Genomic DNA, 12972 nt, shown 5'->3' on the forward strand with positions numbered 1-12972 from the left:
ACAGAACCTCTTTACAACGTCAAGAGGTTCGGGGAGGATGTAGCCGTGCCCAACAGCCCTGAGTCAGAGGGGAGTCCGCGCTTGATGACGACCACGCAGATCGCGGCGGAGCACGGGGTCAGCCGTCAGACGATCCACACGTACCGGCGTTTGGGTGGCTTCCCTCAGCCTGTAGAGGGCGAGGGCAGCACCCGCGCCCGGTTCCGTGCCGACGAGGTGGACGCCTTCTTCAAGGCCAACCCGAAGCAGCCGGGGAAGAAACGACCGGACCCCGCATCCCCGCCCGAGCAAGGAGCGTCCATGACCGCCGCGACCGACCGCACCGATACGCGCACCGACGCGTGGCTGCCTGCCACCGAGACCACGGAGTACGGGCTGCGCCTCCGGGACGGCACGCTGCTCACCTTCGACGCCCGCAGTGAACGCGCCAAGCGGCAGGCCCAGCTCGAGGAAGCAGAGTGGGAGGTCACTCCGCTGATCCGGCAGAGGCGCGTACAACTGACCGAATGGACCGAGGAGTAGCCGACACACCAGAGCCCCGCCGCCCCAGTCGAAGTGGGGTGGCGGGGCTCTGGTGTGTCGGCGCTGACTTTATGCGGCGTCGGTGTCGAGGGCGGCGACGGCGAGGCGGGCGGCGAGGGCGAGTTCGTCCCGGGTGAACAGTCCCCCGCAGCTGTCCTGGGTGCATTCGGTGTACAGCTGGTGGTCGGTCTGGACGAGGGTCAGGGAGTCGCAGCGGGGGCAGGGCTGGGTGATGGGCCTGCGCTGTGGCCGGAGGCGGGTGGTGTGGCGGATGGTGCGCATCAGCTCGTGGAGCTCGTCGCGGTAGTCGCCGGCCCACACGCGGCGGGATGCCCAGGCGAGCGGGCGGGGCCGGGCGAGCCACGCGGCCAGGCCCTGCGGCGTCAGCGAGGCGGGCGGGTCCCAGCGGCTCTCCTCGGCGATGAGTCGGGCCCAGGGGGTGAGGATGCCCGCGATGGGGAGGGTGCCGTGCTGGTCGCCGTGAGCGTCGCCGTACGGGTCGCGGGTGGCGTAGGCCCAGGGGGCGGGGCCGATCAGGTTGAGGACGTCCGCGCGCCCGGGCAGGGGGGCGGTCGCGTGGACCGTACGGCCGCCCGCGGCGGATCCGGTGGTCTCCCGCTGGCGTGAGCCCTCCAAGACCGTCATCTGCAGGGGGATCTCGTGGCCCAGCCACGCGCGGAGGGCGTCGACACACGGGGTGCAAAGGGTCTGCCCGGCGGCGAGTTCGGTGGCGAGGAGGGTGCGCGCGCAGGTGGCGGCCGTGCAGGCGATGTCGGTCACCGTGGTGCTCCTTGCTGTGCTGGTGGTTCTTGTTCGCCGGTGGCGGCCGGCCATTCGATGTGGCCGCCGCCGTAGCCGCGGATCAGGTCCTCGGGGGTGGCGGCGGATGTGGTGAGCCCGTACTCGGGGTCGTCGACGGCGACCGCGGTGTGGCCGTCCGTCTCCACCCAGCCGTCCAGCACCAGCTGGTAGGCGAGGTGGAGGCGGAACGGCCCGACCACGGTCATGGGGCTGGCGCCTGGACGGGCAGGCGTACGGGCTGGGGGACGGTGAGCCGGCCGTAGCCGTCGCCGATCCCGGCGGCCTCGAGGACGTCCTGTACCGCGTCGAACTGACGGCGGACCAGAGACGGGGGACGGCCGAGCTCGTCGGCGAGGCGGGACACCGTGGAGTCCTGGCGGGCGCGGACATGGGCGTCGACCCAGGCGAACAGACCTTTCACGGCTTCGGTCTGCTGGAACGCCGCCTCGAGGGCGAGGGCGACGACGCGCTTGCCGGACTCGGACTGGCGGGGCCAGACGACGACGGCCTCAGCCGGCTCGTATCCGAAGTCGACGCCGACCAGACCGTCGACCGCGGTCCAGACGTGGTCCTCGTCCCGGATGAACACGAAGTCCCGAGGTGGCGGGGCCGGCGGGTTCTCCCTCAGACAGCGCTCGAACTCGGTGAAGGCCAGGGTCGCTGCCTCAACGGCGGGCCGCATCACGTTGAGGTAGGCCCGGGCGATGCCCTCTTGCATGAGCCCGAGTGCATGCAGGCGTTCGGCCAGGGCAGGCGGCGGGGGCGGGAGCTCCACGGTCATGCCTCCGAACCGGCGAGGGCGTCGAGGACGCGGGCCCGCACGAGGTTGTGGCGGGCGTCCGCAAGCGCGTTGTGCAGGCCATCCGGCTGCTCGGGGAGCTGCGGGTTACCGAGTCGCTCGCACTCCTGGCGGAGGTCGTTGGTCCACATCGGCATCCCTTCGGGCAGGTCGATCATCCGGCCGAAGAGCTGGGCCAGGGCGACATGGTCGTAGGCGCCGTACCAGGCCCAGAGTTCGACGTGCGGCAGCTGTTCGGGGTCGGTGCCGAGGACGAAGTCGCGGACCCGGCGGGCGATCTGCGCGCGGGAGTCAACGTCGGGGTGGTCGTAGTCAAGGTGTCCTTTGCCACGGGAGAGGCAGCGGTGCCCAGCCGGGCAGGGCTTCGTGGGCAGGGAGGGCCAGACGTTGTCGACCAGCCACGGGTTGATGAGCAGCTTTGAGGAGTCGAACTCGCTGCTCACGGCGTACAGTTCGCGGCCGTCCTCGGCGACCATGCCGATGGAGACGAGGTCGATGGTGGTGCCGTTCTCGACGAACTCGGTGTCGTAGAAGATGCGCATGGTCACTGCTCCTTGGTCGGACGGATGGCGTTGCGGAAAGCGGTGCGGACACGGGCGAGGAGCCCAGGCCTGCGTGGCGGGCTGGAGTTGGGGTCGGTGCGGCAGCAGGTGCCGGTGCAGTCCTCGCCCTCCCAGCCATCCGGGTCCCAGCCGACGGCCGTCACGACTGGCCCTCCTCGACAGGCTGCTGGACGTCCGGGCAGGCACTGCCGGGTTGTTCGTCCACCGTGCTTGACTGGCTGGCCTGCGGGTTCGTCTCGGGGTGGGCTACTTCAGCGGGCGCCTGGCGGGATTCGTCCAGGGCGGCGACCGCGCGCCGGTACGTCTTCAGCCGGTCCACGTCCTCGTTGGGCCAGCGGTGGCGCGCGGCAGCCCGCCTCAGCGGGTTGTCCCGGTCGCAGACGACATCGTGGTCGTGCTGCTCCTCGCACTCCCAGCCGCAGACGATTCCCCAGAGCCAGGCGTCTCGCTTGTCCTGGCCCCAGTCGCGGGGGTCGTGGGCCATGGTGCGACGGAGAGAGCCGAGCGCGTCGCGTACGGCCGCGATCCGCACGCGGTCCTTGTCCCGCTCGGCCTCGGCGCGTTTCAGCTCTTCGCGCAGCTCGGCAACAGTCACCCACCACGGCCGCTCCACGGTCGGCGCGACGACGCTGCGCCACCTTTTGTAGGTGCTGGGGGCGACGGCAACGGTGAGTGTCCTGGTCGCGCCTGCGCCGTGGGAGAGGAACTGGCCCAGCACCTCGGTGAGTACGGCGGCGTGTTGGTCGCGGTCGCGCTGCATGTCCGCCCGCAGCTCGGCCTGGGCCTGGCAGTCGACGCGAGTCTGTTCCAGCTCGGCGTACATCACCTGGACGTGTCGCCTGTTCCCGGCGGCTGTGGCGCGGGCGGTGTCGGCTTCGCGGATCTCGGCGTCGACGTCCTTGCCCAGGCGTGCGGCGTCGGTGGGGCTGAGTGCGCAGCGTTCGGCGCGGGCGAGGAGGGCGCCGAGGCTGGCCCGCCGGTTGGTGCGGTTCGTGTCCTCGTCGGTGGCCGGGGCCTGGGTGGTGTGGCGGTTGTGCCAGACGCAGTCGTCGTGCGCCTGGTGGTCGCCGTCGTGCCCGGCGGTAAGCCGGCAGGTGTGCGCGTCGCCCCACGGGCCGGGGGCGTTACAAGTGCCGGCATCGGGCGCGGCGGGAGCGGGTGGCGTGAGGGCGTCGGCGATGCGTCGGACCTGCGTGGTCAGCTGTTCGCAGATACGGACGAGGACGTCCGCGTCCGGGCCCAGGGGGCTGCTCACTGGTGTGCCTCCGGGAGGGTGGGGTAGCCAGAGCGGGACGTGGCGGCAGGCGCGCCCCGTGTGGGCTCCGGGTCGATCAGGTTGGCTGCGGTTCGCATGGCCATCTCTGTGTGCTCGCCGTACTGACGAGACGCTCGCCGAATCTCCTCGGCGAGTTGGTGGGCGTGCGCGTCCTTCACCGCGGTCTGGTGGTCGTCGATCAGCTGCGCCACGCGTTCGTGGACGCGCGCACCGGTGAGGCCGATGCCCTTGTAGAGGCAGGCGCTCAGTGCTTGGCGGGCGCGGGCGAGTTCGGCCATGGCCGGGTCGGGGGTGCTCACGTGGTCTGGTCCTTCGTGATGTCGTTCTCGTTGGCGGGGGTGCCGTAGCCGGTGGGGATGGTGAGGGCGTGGCAGCAGGGGGTGCAGCGGCGGCGGCCGAGGCGGGAGAAGAGGCCGGGCATCCGCCAGCGGCGGGGTATGCCGCACGCGGCACGGGCCCGGACGCCGGGTGGTTCGCACAGTTGGTCCATGGCGTCTTGGTTGGCGCGGTCGATCGAGGCGGCGGGGATGGCGTGCAGGACACGCCACTTGCCGCAGCACAGCCACCAGTGGCCGGCGTTCTCGGGGATCGGGTGTGAGGTCACAGGTCCTCCCCGCTGAGCGCGGCGTGTTCGGGGAGGGTGCACCGGTGGTCGTGTGCCTGGCCCTTCGACGCCCGGGCGAGGAGGCAGCACGGGTCCAGGGCGGGCACGGTCTCACCGCGGGATCGGCGGAGGGCGAGGTGGTGTTCGGCCAGGCGGCGCCGGTGGAGGACGGTCTCGCGTCGTGTGTCGCAGGCGAGGAGGATGGCGCTGCCCAGGGCGCACGCGCCGAGCCATGGCCGGCCGTCGACGGCCAGGACGAGAGCGAAGACGGTGAAGGCCGCGCTGGCGGCGGCGGTGCCGATCGCGTACCGCAGGTGGGTGGTCAAGGAGTCACCTCGATGTCGGCGAGCGGGACGCCGTTGGCGACCTGGCGGTAGAGGTCCTGCAGGCGGGCCATTGCTCCGGGGCCACGCCGACGGAGGGCGTGGCGGGAGGCTGGGGTGAGGGCGTGCCAGCAGGTGAGGCACAGGTACTTGCCTGGGCCTTTCACGCCGGACGGGCAGCCGGGGCAGCGTGTGTTCGCCACGGTGTTCTTCCTTCGGTTGTCGCGTGCGATGAGGAGGGCAGGCCGGCTACGGGCCGCCAGGGGGACGAACTGGCAGCCCGTACGGGTGGCTTACGTGAGGGGGCTCGGGGCGCTGAGGTGCGGGAGGGCGCGTGGGCGTGGTCCCGCGATGAGGCCAGCCACGATCGCGGGGGTGCACCGGCCGTCGGGGCAGTGGGCCTCGCCCTCGGAGACGAGGTGGACGTGCTGCCCGTCGTCGAGGAGACGCTGGGCGGCTTCGTCGGCGCTACGCGGTGCGGTGCTGTCTGCGAGAGCGCTGGTGAAGGGGACGGTGGTCTGGGTGGTGACGAGGAAGCTGAGGCCACCGCTGGTGACGAGGACGGTTTCGCTGCTCATGGGGTGTTGATCTCCTGGGTGTCGAGGGGGAGTTGGCCCTCACCCGGCGGGGTGAGGTGGTTGAGGGCAGCGCGTACGCGGGCCGTGCTCGGGGCGGGGGTGAGCTTGAGGAGGCGGCGGATCGTGGCGCGTTCGGCGGGCGAGAGTTTCCGCCAGCAGTGCGACCCGATCCGCCGGGCTGTCGCTGCGGCGGAGCGGATGGGCTGGTGACACCGGGCGCACTCCGCAGCCGTGCTCACGGCATCTCGTTGAGTGCGTAGTTGATGGCCGCGTTGATCTCCGCCTGGTGGTGTTCGCGGTCCGACTCGGCGCGGGCGTTGGCCTCGGAGGTGCCGCGCCATTCGTCGTGGTCCGGGCCGTCGCTGTCGCAGACGGCGCGGCCGTCGGCGAGGACGGTCCAGCCGTGGTCGCGGAGGACCTGGTGGGCCTCGGCGAGGGTGTCGAAGTGGACGGTGTACGACTGGTCTTCGTCGAACTGGTACTCGCAGACGGCGCACTTCACGGCGATCACCACGGCGGTACGGAACCCGGCGGGCAAGCCTGCGGCCTGGCCGGCGGTCGGGGGAAGCACCGACAGCACCGCGTCGGCCCGCCCCAGGTACGTGTCGTGCTCATCCCGGTCCAGGTCGGCGTAACACCGTGCCCAGCCGGGGTGACTGTGGCCGTACAGGGCCTCGGCGATTCGGGCCCGCAGCGCGACCCGGTCCGCAGGCGGCTGCTCCAGGGGGAACGTCAGCACCGAGTCGAGGAGTTCAGCGACGGCTGGCGTCTTCTCCTCGGCGGTCAGCGCGTGGCCGTGCTCGCTCAGCCGTTCGGCTGCGATCCATCCGTCGCGGGCAGGATCGGCGCGCAGTTGAGCGGCGAGGACGTCGGCGTGGTGGGCGAGGAGCGCGGCGAGGTCGCTGCGGCTCAGGGTGATGTGCGTCGGGGGCTGCGGTTGGGTGGTCATGATCACGTCCTGTGTATGTGCGTGGGCGGGCGGAACTGGACGGCGGTGCTCGCGCTCGACGATCACGAGGCGACTCCGAACAGGTCGAGCTGCTCGGCGACCGTGGGCGCGGGCTGCTGCGTGGCGGCGTGCTGCTCCTGGTCGTGCTCGTCGTCGGACCGCTCGGCGAGGAGCCAGGCCTGCCCGTCCGGGCTGGCCTTCCAGTCGGCGAGCATGGTGCGGCCAAGGCCGGTGAGGACCATGCCGCCGTCCCCGTCGACGAGGAGACCGGCCCAGTGGCAGGCGATCGCGTTGTTCGAGACGCCGTGGACGCTGTACTGACCCCGGTCGTACGTCAGGCGGCCGGCCTCGGCGGCGAGGAGCGAGCCGAGGTGGTACCAGGTCAACCGCTCAGGGGGCAGCTCGAAGCTGAAGGTCACGACGCGGCTCCGAAGATCGCGGCGAACGCCTTGTCCGCGCGCCGGTCCGCCGCCCGCTTCAGCTGGGCGGCGTGACGGCTGGCTTGTCGTGTCAGTTGGTCGGTGAGGTGGGCGCCGGCGAGGCAGCCGTCCACCGGGCAGCCGTCGGCCCTGACTTGGCCTGCCGGTGGGCGGCCGTGGTGGAGTTCGAAGGACACGCGGGCGGCGGGGACCTTCTGCCGGTGGAGGCGTACGTACGGGGTGCCACGCCCGGAGTCGAGGGATCCGGTCCAGCGCAGGTGCCCGCCGTCGGCCGGCGCGGTGTTGGCGCGGAACGCTTCCTCGAGGGAGCTGTACCGTGCGCGAGGCCCGGACCGGGGCACGGTCACTCCCAGCCGCCGCCGGGTGCGCTGGACGGTGGCTACTCCGACGTGCAGCTGGCTGGCGATGTGCGTCTGCGGGATGCTCTGGCGGAGCATCGTCTCGATGTCCCGCCGTACGGCCGCGCGGGCGGCGGCCCGGGCTTCGCGCTGCGCCTGCGGTTCGTGCTTCTTGGCGCGCTTGCAGGCCTCGCAGTACGGGCGTCCGTCCCGCTGCAGACGCCTGTTCGTGCTCTGGTCGTGGCCGCCCGTGCAGGTGCCGGGGCGGTCGTCCAGGCCGCTTGCGCAGCGGAGTTCCTGGCGCTTGGCGAGGCGGCCGGCCTCGTCGTCGACGTGGTCGGGGGCGACGCACTGCTGCAGTCCGCAGTCGGCGATCGCGTAGCCCTGCGGCGGGCGGCCGTGTCGCATCTCGAAGGCGATCGCGGTGGGGCTGTAGGAGGCCTCCTTGTACCGCATGACCGGTGACCCGGCGGGGCCGACGCGCTCTCCCCTCCACTCCATGTGGCCGCCCTCGAGCGGCCTCGTACGGGCGGCCCACTTCTCTTCGAGGGTCGGCACCTGCGGGGACGGGTTGGGGGTGCCGGTCAGCTTGCGGATGCGGCGGACGGCGGCGCGGTCGACGTGCAGTTCGGCGGCGATGGCGTAGTTGTTCTTGCCCTCGGCGATCAGCGCGCGGATCTCTGTGTCCTTGGGATGCAGATACGGGTTCCTCACGACCGGCCTTCCGATCGGGCCCGGGCGCGGCCGAGCGCGACGGTGACGGCGAACCCGGCGATCCCCTGGGCCAGTGCGGCCAGGTGTTCGGCCTGCTCGGCGGGGGTCCAGGGGCGGATGTGGCCGGGGAGGCCGGCCGGGTGGGGGCTGGTCCAGGCGGCGCCGTTGGAGTGGTCCTCGTCCGGCACCATCGGCTCCGGCTCCGGCTGCAGTTCGGTCACCGTCCCCACCGCCAGGCGCCCGGGCGTACGGCGGCGCGCCGCCGGTTGGGCCGGCGGGCGGGGGCCGGGACGCGCAGGGGCGGGGCGGTGCAGGTCGCGATGTGGGGCATGGCCTGCCACTCCATGCCCTCCAACCGGTCCCGCTCCTTGGTGAGGACCCGGACGCGGAGGGTGCCAGTGCCGTCGACGTACGCGCCGAGGTTGCCCTTGGGGTCGGGGTCGGCGTTGAGCGGCTGGCGTCGGCCGTGGGCGGTGATGGCCCACCGGATGCGGGCCTGGCAGGTGTCGCACAAGACGACGCCGGTCTCACTGGGCATAGCCGGTCCTCGATTCGGTGTCCTCGGATAGGGCGGCCAGGTGCGGGAGGACCCGGGCGTGGCCGTAGATGTGGATGGCGCCGGTGCGCCCGTAGCGGGCGATCGCCGTACGGATGTCCAAGCTGGTGGCCGTCTTCCGTTCGGCCTCGGTGGCCCGAGCAGGCCACGGCACGACCGCCTGCACGGGCGCGGCCTGGGCGGCCGGGGCGGAGAGGGCAGGTTGGGCGCCGGGCGGCTCGAGCAGCTGCTCGCGTACGACGGCCACGCCGTGCGGTTCGCCCACCGCCTGGTCGTCGACGGCGTGCAGCCTCGCCTGCCGCTGCGCAGCCATCTCCAGTTCGCGGGCGGTGAGTTCGGCATCGCGCTGCGCCCGGGCGGCGGCGGCCCGGCGGTTGGTGGCGCAGAGTTCGCAGTCGGCGCCGGTGTCCCAGATGGTGCCGGTCTCGCAGGCCGGGTTGCCGCAGCCGTGACGGATGAGGGCTGCGCCGAGGAGCCAGCGGCCGATGTCGTGGATCTCGGTGGTGGTGGCGTAGCGGCGCTCGAGACGGCCTGTGAGTCGCTGCTCGTCGGTGCCCTCGTCCAGGAGTGCGCCGAGAGCGTGGGCGATCTTCCGCAGCACGAACGGGCTGAGTGCGGCGAGTTCGTGGTGGACGGGGACGAGGACGCGCCAGACGCGGGGCGAGAGCTGCAGACCGGGCCCGGTGTACGGGGCGCGGTCGGCAACGGTGGGTGACGGTGAGGTGTGGGTATCCGTGCGCAGCACGCGATCACCGGAAGCGAAGGTGTCCGGCACCGGGTTATCCACAGGGGCCGCGACCCACTTACGGTCACCTCGCCTACGGCGGATACCCCCACCCAGCTTCGTCTCACCACGTCGGTCAGTACCCAGGTCTTCCTCAGTCGCGAGGGATCCGTCATGATCGCCCGGACCCGATCCGTCATGAATGACCGGTGACTCGCCCTCCCACAGCGCCAGTTGCTCGTCCGCCTGCGGCTCACGGACGACGACCGGGGCGGGGACGGGGAGAGCGTGCAGAGGATGACGGTGTGCCTCGTACGCGTGGCGGCCCTGGTGGTCCTCGCGGTCGTGGACGGTGATCCAGCCGGTTGTTTCGAGGCTGCGGACCAGGCGGCGGGCCGACGATTCGCTGAGATGCTGCCCCTTCTTCTTGCCGCTGTGGTGGTAGAGCATCTCGCTCAGCTCGGTGAGCGTGACCGGGATACCGCGGACCACCGCGTAGGCGATGAGCGCGTACAGGCGCAGCAGGCGGGGGCTCAGGGCCTCGGCCGCGCGGACGGGGATGCGGACCCACAGTTCGCCGGCGGTGAGGGGGCGGGTGACGCGGTGTGCGGACTCGCCGGTGCCGCCGGACATGGTGCGCCGTACGGTCGGGATCTCGGTGATGCCGTCGACCAGGTCGGGCCCGATGAGCGGGCGCAGGCCTCGTTCGACCGTGCTCTTGGACGTGCCGAGGTATCCGGCGATCACGGCGACTTTGGCGGTGCAGCCCTCCGGGCGGAGGGCGAGGGCTGCGATCTTGACGTAGGTGCTCAGGGCCGCATCCGGGTACTGAGCACCTACGACGAGGCGCAGGGGGACCTTGATGGGGGCGCCGCCGGCGCGCGCGGGCGCACCCTCGGCCGCGCGGTGCGGCTGGGGGTGCGGTGCAGCCGGGAGGGCTGCGCGCGCGACGGCGGACATCGGGGTTCCTTTGATCGGTGTGGGGTCAGCGAGTGGTGGGGGCAGTCAGCACCGGCGCGGCCGGGTGAGGGCGGCGGCGCGGGCGGCGGGGGCGAGCCTCACTGGACGATCCCGGCGGCCCGGGCGGCGGCCAGCCATCCGGCGAACTCGCCGGTGATGCCGTCGTACAGGGCCTCGTCGGTGACGGTGTGGGGGTCGGCGGCGTGGAAGAAGGAGGCGTTGTCGACCTGGCGGCCGTCGAGGGTGTCGAGCTGCTGGAGAAACCGCATGTTGCGCTCGGGGCCGAAGCCGACGAACGCGAAGAACAGCGGCCGGTTGGAGATGGAGCGCAGGGCCCGCTTGGTCTTCTCCGCGTCGTTGGGTTCGCCGTCGGTCTGGAAGATGACCAGGCCGGGGAAGTCGAAGCCGTTGATGTCGTGCTCTTCGACGGCGGCCTGCATGGCGGCGACGTAGTTCGTGGAACCCCACGCGGACGCGGTGTGGGTGGTGTCGATGATCCCGACGTAGTTGTCCAGGCGGACGTCCACGGTGTGGTCGACGCTCGCACCGAAGTAGGAGACGGGCACGGAGCCGTCGTCGTCGAGGTTCACGGACAGGCCGAGGGTCTGCTCGGCCAGGCGCTGGACGCTCCCGTCACGGTAGAAGCCGCGCATGCTGCCGGAGTGGTCCAGGACCAGCTGAACGGCAGCGCGCTGCCCGGCCAGGCCGGCCTTCTCCAGAGAGACGGCGGCAGTCTTGGCGAGGTTGACCAGGCCGGGAGCCTGCGCTTCGACCTTGCTGAGAGAGATCACGGTGTTCCTTCGGGTAGTGGATAGATGCGGGTGTGGGGGTGGGCCCCGCCCGTTGGGGGATGGGGGCGGGCGGGGCCCTGGGGGGTGGCGGCCTCGGGCGTGGGGGACGCCCCGGGGGTGAGGCCGCTGGGATGGTGGCTGTGGGTTCAGTCGGTCTGGAAGGTGTGGTAGGTGCGGGAGCGGATCTGGTTCAGGACGGGTGCCGGGATGCACAGCTGCGGTGCGAGCTGGCCGATGCCCGCGGGTGCGGGGAGGGGGTTGGTGCGCAGCCATCCGCGCTGGGTGAGGATCTGGACCTGCGTGAGGACCTGGGCCTTGGTCAGGCCGGTGGCGTAGGCGAGTTCCGCGGTGGTGGGGTGCCGTCGGATGAGGCCGGTCTCGTAGTGGGAGTAGCCGAGGAGGGTGAGTGCGACGAGGCGGGAGTTGGGGAGCAGGCGACTGATGCGCATGGCCTGCTGGAACATGGGGCGCAGGCGTTCCCTGCGGTGCAGGACGCCGGGGGTGAGGGAGCTACCCGGGCGAGGGGCGGGTGTCGCCGTCACCGCAGGTGCGGCGGCCTCTGCGGCGGCCTGCGCGGGGGGCACCGCAGAGGTGGGTGGGGTGGGACGCCGGGCCGCCATGTCGGCGGGCGAGAAGCAGCGGGCGCGGGACGCGGTGCTCATGGGGTGTCGTCCTTTCGGTGCGGGGTGCTGGCGGGGCCGACCGGTTTCCGGTGCCAGGTCGGGATGTGGCGGGCGCACCACCAGCCGGACGGGTACAGCCGGGCGTAGGTGAGGGCGTGTGGGGAGGGGCTGAGCCACGTGCATGGGGGTGGCTTCTTCACTCCTCGCCCTCGGCGTTGCCCCATGCCTCGCATGCGGCGTTCACCGTGTCGGCCTGGTCCCAGGAGTCGCCGATGGTGCCGCCGTCCCACGTCGGCTGGCCGCTGTTGTGGAAGTGACCGGCGCCGATCTCCTGGCCGATGACCTTTCGGGCGGCCTCCAGGACGGCGGCCGGGCTGGCGTAGCCCTCGATGGGGAGGTCGGTCGGGTACTCGTTGGAGCCGTCGCCCTTCAGCTCGGCGAACAGCCATTGCGGGCCGCGCGCCGGCTCGCCTTGGTCGGCTTCGATTCCGGTGTGCCACTCCCAGATCAGCAGCAGCCCGTGCGGCCACTCGGCCTTGGCGCCCAGCACGTCCTCGGCGTCGAGGCCGAGGGTCCCGGACGGGTCGAGGGTGATGACAGCGTCGAGGTAGCAGTACGTACCGCGGGTCTCGCCGTCACCGGTCCAGCACTGGTCGGTCAGTTTCAGCCCGGCGGCGGTGAGGGCGTCGCAGACGGCGGTGATGTAGGGGTCGTGCGGGAGGGCGCGCTCGGTCATGTCGTTCCGTTCGGTCCGGTGGCGGGGGAAAGGCCGGTGATGGCGTCGGCCCACATCAGGTCGGCGGAGGTGGGGCCGGTGGCCGGGCGCCGGCGGGGCTTGGAGATGCCGCCGGTGTAGCGGGCCTCGAGGAGGGTGCCGTCCTCGACGGGCGTGGTGCGGGTCTCGAAGTACCCGGCGGGCCCGTACACGCAGAACCTGTCCTCGGCGGCCTGGATCTTGCGGGCGATGTCCTCAGCCGAGTACGCGGTGGGGTAGACGCGGACGGGCCCCCACTCGTAGGGGTGGGCGGACAGGTGGTGGGCGATCTGCGAGTGGTCGGCGGTAGGCCGTTTCTTGGGGCGTGGCATGTCAGGCCACCCCCGGGTCGGTGTGCAGAGAGTGGTTGGTGTCCGGTGTTGCGTGGATCAGGCCGGGCAGGGCGCGGGCGATACCGCGGACGTAGCGGGCCTCGAGGAGGGTGCCGTCGTCGACGGTGATGACGCGGGTCTCGAAGGAGCCGGCGGGCCCGTACACGGCAAAGTTCCCTTGCGCGGCGCGGATGTCGCGGGCGACCGTCCTGGCCACGTAGTCGGCCCGGTAGGTGTGGACGGTGCCCCACTCGTATGGCCGGGTGGTCAGCTCGCGGGCGGTTGCCGGGTGATCGGCCTGTCGCCCATTTCTGCTGATCGCCAT

General features: G+C 72.0%; 24 protein-coding genes. 1 reads left to right on the forward strand and 23 read right to left on the reverse strand.

Annotation, left to right across the window (positions count from 1 at the left end):
• Positions 1 to 84 precede the first annotated feature (84 nt).
• Positions 85 to 522, forward strand: coding sequence for a helix-turn-helix transcriptional regulator (locus PV396_RS24550; protein ID WP_319207977.1), 438 nt, complete (start codon positions 85 to 87; stop codon positions 520 to 522).
• A 69-nt stretch (positions 523 to 591) separates the two neighbouring features.
• Here the strand turns inward: PV396_RS24550 and PV396_RS24555 are convergent, their stop codons facing one another.
• The 23 genes from PV396_RS24555 to PV396_RS24665 form a co-directional block, all read right to left on the reverse strand.
• On the reverse strand, positions 592 to 1302 hold the full coding sequence (locus PV396_RS24555) for a hypothetical protein (RefSeq protein ID WP_319207980.1): 711 nt from the start codon (positions 1300 to 1302) through the stop codon (positions 592 to 594).
• The gene (locus tag PV396_RS24560; RefSeq protein ID WP_319207982.1) at positions 1299 to 1529 is read right to left on the reverse strand and encodes a hypothetical protein; all 231 of its coding nucleotides are present in this window, start codon (positions 1527 to 1529) and stop codon (positions 1299 to 1301) included. Before PV396_RS24560 ends, PV396_RS24555 begins: the two co-directional genes overlap by 4 nt.
• Positions 1526 to 2104, reverse strand: a complete 579-nt coding sequence (locus PV396_RS24565) for a hypothetical protein (RefSeq protein ID WP_319207983.1) — start codon at positions 2102 to 2104, stop codon at positions 1526 to 1528. The genes PV396_RS24560 and PV396_RS24565 overlap by 4 nt, the downstream gene beginning before the upstream one ends.
• Positions 2101 to 2664 carry a 3'-5' exoribonuclease gene (locus PV396_RS24570; protein ID WP_319207985.1) on the reverse strand — a complete coding sequence of 188 codons (564 nt, stop codon included), beginning with the start codon at positions 2662 to 2664 and terminating at the stop codon, positions 2101 to 2103. The genes PV396_RS24565 and PV396_RS24570 overlap by 4 nt, the downstream gene beginning before the upstream one ends.
• A gap of 2 nt (positions 2665 to 2666) precedes the next feature.
• Positions 2667 to 2828 (reverse strand): hypothetical protein, encoded by a 162-nt coding sequence (locus PV396_RS24575; protein ID WP_319207988.1) that lies wholly within the window; start codon positions 2826 to 2828, stop codon positions 2667 to 2669.
• The gene (locus PV396_RS24580; protein WP_319207990.1) at positions 2825 to 3940 is read right to left on the reverse strand and encodes a hypothetical protein; all 1116 of its coding nucleotides are present in this window, start codon (positions 3938 to 3940) and stop codon (positions 2825 to 2827) included. The genes PV396_RS24575 and PV396_RS24580 overlap by 4 nt, the downstream gene beginning before the upstream one ends.
• The gene (locus PV396_RS24585; protein ID WP_319207992.1) at positions 3937 to 4260 is read right to left on the reverse strand and encodes a hypothetical protein; all 324 of its coding nucleotides are present in this window, start codon (positions 4258 to 4260) and stop codon (positions 3937 to 3939) included. The genes PV396_RS24580 and PV396_RS24585 overlap by 4 nt, the downstream gene beginning before the upstream one ends.
• Positions 4257 to 4565: a hypothetical protein gene (locus PV396_RS24590; protein ID WP_319207993.1), complete on the reverse strand. Its 309-nt coding sequence runs from the start codon at positions 4563 to 4565 to the stop codon at positions 4257 to 4259. The genes PV396_RS24585 and PV396_RS24590 overlap by 4 nt, the downstream gene beginning before the upstream one ends.
• Positions 4562 to 4891, reverse strand: coding sequence for a hypothetical protein (locus PV396_RS24595; RefSeq protein ID WP_319207995.1), 330 nt, complete (start codon positions 4889 to 4891; stop codon positions 4562 to 4564). Before PV396_RS24595 ends, PV396_RS24590 begins: the two co-directional genes overlap by 4 nt.
• Positions 4888 to 5091 carry a hypothetical protein gene (locus PV396_RS24600; protein ID WP_319207997.1) on the reverse strand — a complete coding sequence of 68 codons (204 nt, stop codon included), beginning with the start codon at positions 5089 to 5091 and terminating at the stop codon, positions 4888 to 4890. Before PV396_RS24600 ends, PV396_RS24595 begins: the two co-directional genes overlap by 4 nt.
• A gap of 90 nt (positions 5092 to 5181) precedes the next feature.
• Complete coding sequence (locus PV396_RS24605) at positions 5182 to 5466, reverse strand: hypothetical protein (protein ID WP_319208000.1); 285 nt, start codon at positions 5464 to 5466, stop codon at positions 5182 to 5184.
• Positions 5463 to 5705: a hypothetical protein gene (locus PV396_RS24610; RefSeq protein ID WP_319208002.1), complete on the reverse strand. Its 243-nt coding sequence runs from the start codon at positions 5703 to 5705 to the stop codon at positions 5463 to 5465. Before PV396_RS24610 ends, PV396_RS24605 begins: the two co-directional genes overlap by 4 nt.
• On the reverse strand, positions 5702 to 6415 hold the full coding sequence (locus PV396_RS24615) for a hypothetical protein (RefSeq protein WP_319208004.1): 714 nt from the start codon (positions 6413 to 6415) through the stop codon (positions 5702 to 5704). The genes PV396_RS24610 and PV396_RS24615 overlap by 4 nt, the downstream gene beginning before the upstream one ends.
• Before the next feature lie 62 nt (positions 6416 to 6477).
• The gene (locus tag PV396_RS24620; RefSeq protein WP_319208005.1) at positions 6478 to 6834 is read right to left on the reverse strand and encodes a hypothetical protein; all 357 of its coding nucleotides are present in this window, start codon (positions 6832 to 6834) and stop codon (positions 6478 to 6480) included.
• Positions 6831 to 7907: a hypothetical protein gene (locus tag PV396_RS24625; RefSeq protein ID WP_319208008.1), complete on the reverse strand. Its 1077-nt coding sequence runs from the start codon at positions 7905 to 7907 to the stop codon at positions 6831 to 6833. Before PV396_RS24625 ends, PV396_RS24620 begins: the two co-directional genes overlap by 4 nt.
• Complete coding sequence (locus tag PV396_RS24630; protein ID WP_319208010.1) at positions 7904 to 8128, reverse strand: hypothetical protein; 225 nt, start codon at positions 8126 to 8128, stop codon at positions 7904 to 7906. The genes PV396_RS24625 and PV396_RS24630 overlap by 4 nt, the downstream gene beginning before the upstream one ends.
• Positions 8125 to 8445 carry a hypothetical protein gene (locus tag PV396_RS24635; RefSeq protein WP_319208013.1) on the reverse strand — a complete coding sequence of 107 codons (321 nt, stop codon included), beginning with the start codon at positions 8443 to 8445 and terminating at the stop codon, positions 8125 to 8127. The genes PV396_RS24630 and PV396_RS24635 overlap by 4 nt, the downstream gene beginning before the upstream one ends.
• Positions 8435 to 10147, reverse strand: coding sequence for a hypothetical protein (locus tag PV396_RS24640; protein WP_319208015.1), 1713 nt, complete (start codon positions 10145 to 10147; stop codon positions 8435 to 8437). The genes PV396_RS24635 and PV396_RS24640 overlap by 11 nt, the downstream gene beginning before the upstream one ends.
• Before the next feature lie 98 nt (positions 10148 to 10245).
• Positions 10246 to 10938, reverse strand: coding sequence for a VWA domain-containing protein (locus PV396_RS24645; protein ID WP_319208018.1), 693 nt, complete (start codon positions 10936 to 10938; stop codon positions 10246 to 10248).
• A 146-nt stretch (positions 10939 to 11084) separates the two neighbouring features.
• On the reverse strand, positions 11085 to 11600 hold the full coding sequence (locus PV396_RS24650) for a hypothetical protein (protein ID WP_319208020.1): 516 nt from the start codon (positions 11598 to 11600) through the stop codon (positions 11085 to 11087).
• Positions 11601 to 11757: 157 nt separating this feature from the next.
• Positions 11758 to 12297 carry a hypothetical protein gene (locus PV396_RS24655; RefSeq protein WP_319208022.1) on the reverse strand — a complete coding sequence of 180 codons (540 nt, stop codon included), beginning with the start codon at positions 12295 to 12297 and terminating at the stop codon, positions 11758 to 11760.
• On the reverse strand, positions 12294 to 12647 hold the full coding sequence (locus PV396_RS24660; RefSeq protein WP_319208024.1) for a hypothetical protein: 354 nt from the start codon (positions 12645 to 12647) through the stop codon (positions 12294 to 12296). The genes PV396_RS24655 and PV396_RS24660 overlap by 4 nt, the downstream gene beginning before the upstream one ends.
• A 1-nt stretch (position 12648) precedes the next feature.
• The gene (locus PV396_RS24665; RefSeq protein WP_319208025.1) at positions 12649 to 12972 is read right to left on the reverse strand and encodes a hypothetical protein; all 324 of its coding nucleotides are present in this window, start codon (positions 12970 to 12972) and stop codon (positions 12649 to 12651) included.

Source organism: Streptomyces sp. ME02-8801-2C (genome assembly GCF_033793965.1).
In the GTDB taxonomy this organism is placed as follows: Bacteria; Actinomycetota; Actinomycetes; order Streptomycetales; family Streptomycetaceae; genus Streptomyces.

What these genes read in the sequence shown, in the direction of transcription:
- PV396_RS24615 (WP_319208004.1), bottom strand. Translation starts at nt 6,415, where the DNA reads ATGACCACCCAACCGCAGCCCCCGACGCACATCACCCTGAGCCGCAGC.
- PV396_RS24565 (WP_319207983.1), bottom strand. Translation starts at nt 2,104, where the DNA reads ATGACCGTGGAGCTCCCGCCCCCGCCGCCTGCCCTGGCCGAACGCCTG.
- PV396_RS24560 (WP_319207982.1), bottom strand. Translation starts at nt 1,529, where the DNA reads ATGACCGTGGTCGGGCCGTTCCGCCTCCACCTCGCCTACCAGCTGGTG.
- PV396_RS24665 (WP_319208025.1), bottom strand. Translation starts at nt 12,972, where the DNA reads ATGGCGATCAGCAGAAATGGGCGACAGGCCGATCACCCGGCAACCGCC.
- PV396_RS24660 (WP_319208024.1), bottom strand. Translation starts at nt 12,647, where the DNA reads ATGCCACGCCCCAAGAAACGGCCTACCGCCGACCACTCGCAGATCGCC.
- PV396_RS24635 (WP_319208013.1), bottom strand. Translation starts at nt 8,445, where the DNA reads ATGCCCAGTGAGACCGGCGTCGTCTTGTGCGACACCTGCCAGGCCCGC.
- PV396_RS24570 (WP_319207985.1), bottom strand. Translation starts at nt 2,664, where the DNA reads ATGCGCATCTTCTACGACACCGAGTTCGTCGAGAACGGCACCACCATC.
- PV396_RS24640 (WP_319208015.1), bottom strand. Translation starts at nt 10,147, where the DNA reads ATGTCCGCCGTCGCGCGCGCAGCCCTCCCGGCTGCACCGCACCCCCAG.
- PV396_RS24650 (WP_319208020.1), bottom strand. Translation starts at nt 11,600, where the DNA reads ATGAGCACCGCGTCCCGCGCCCGCTGCTTCTCGCCCGCCGACATGGCG.
- PV396_RS24605 (WP_319208000.1), bottom strand. Translation starts at nt 5,466, where the DNA reads ATGAGCAGCGAAACCGTCCTCGTCACCAGCGGTGGCCTCAGCTTCCTC.
- PV396_RS24550 (WP_319207977.1), top strand. Translation starts at nt 85, where the DNA reads ATGACGACCACGCAGATCGCGGCGGAGCACGGGGTCAGCCGTCAGACG.
- PV396_RS24655 (WP_319208022.1), bottom strand. Translation starts at nt 12,297, where the DNA reads ATGACCGAGCGCGCCCTCCCGCACGACCCCTACATCACCGCCGTCTGC.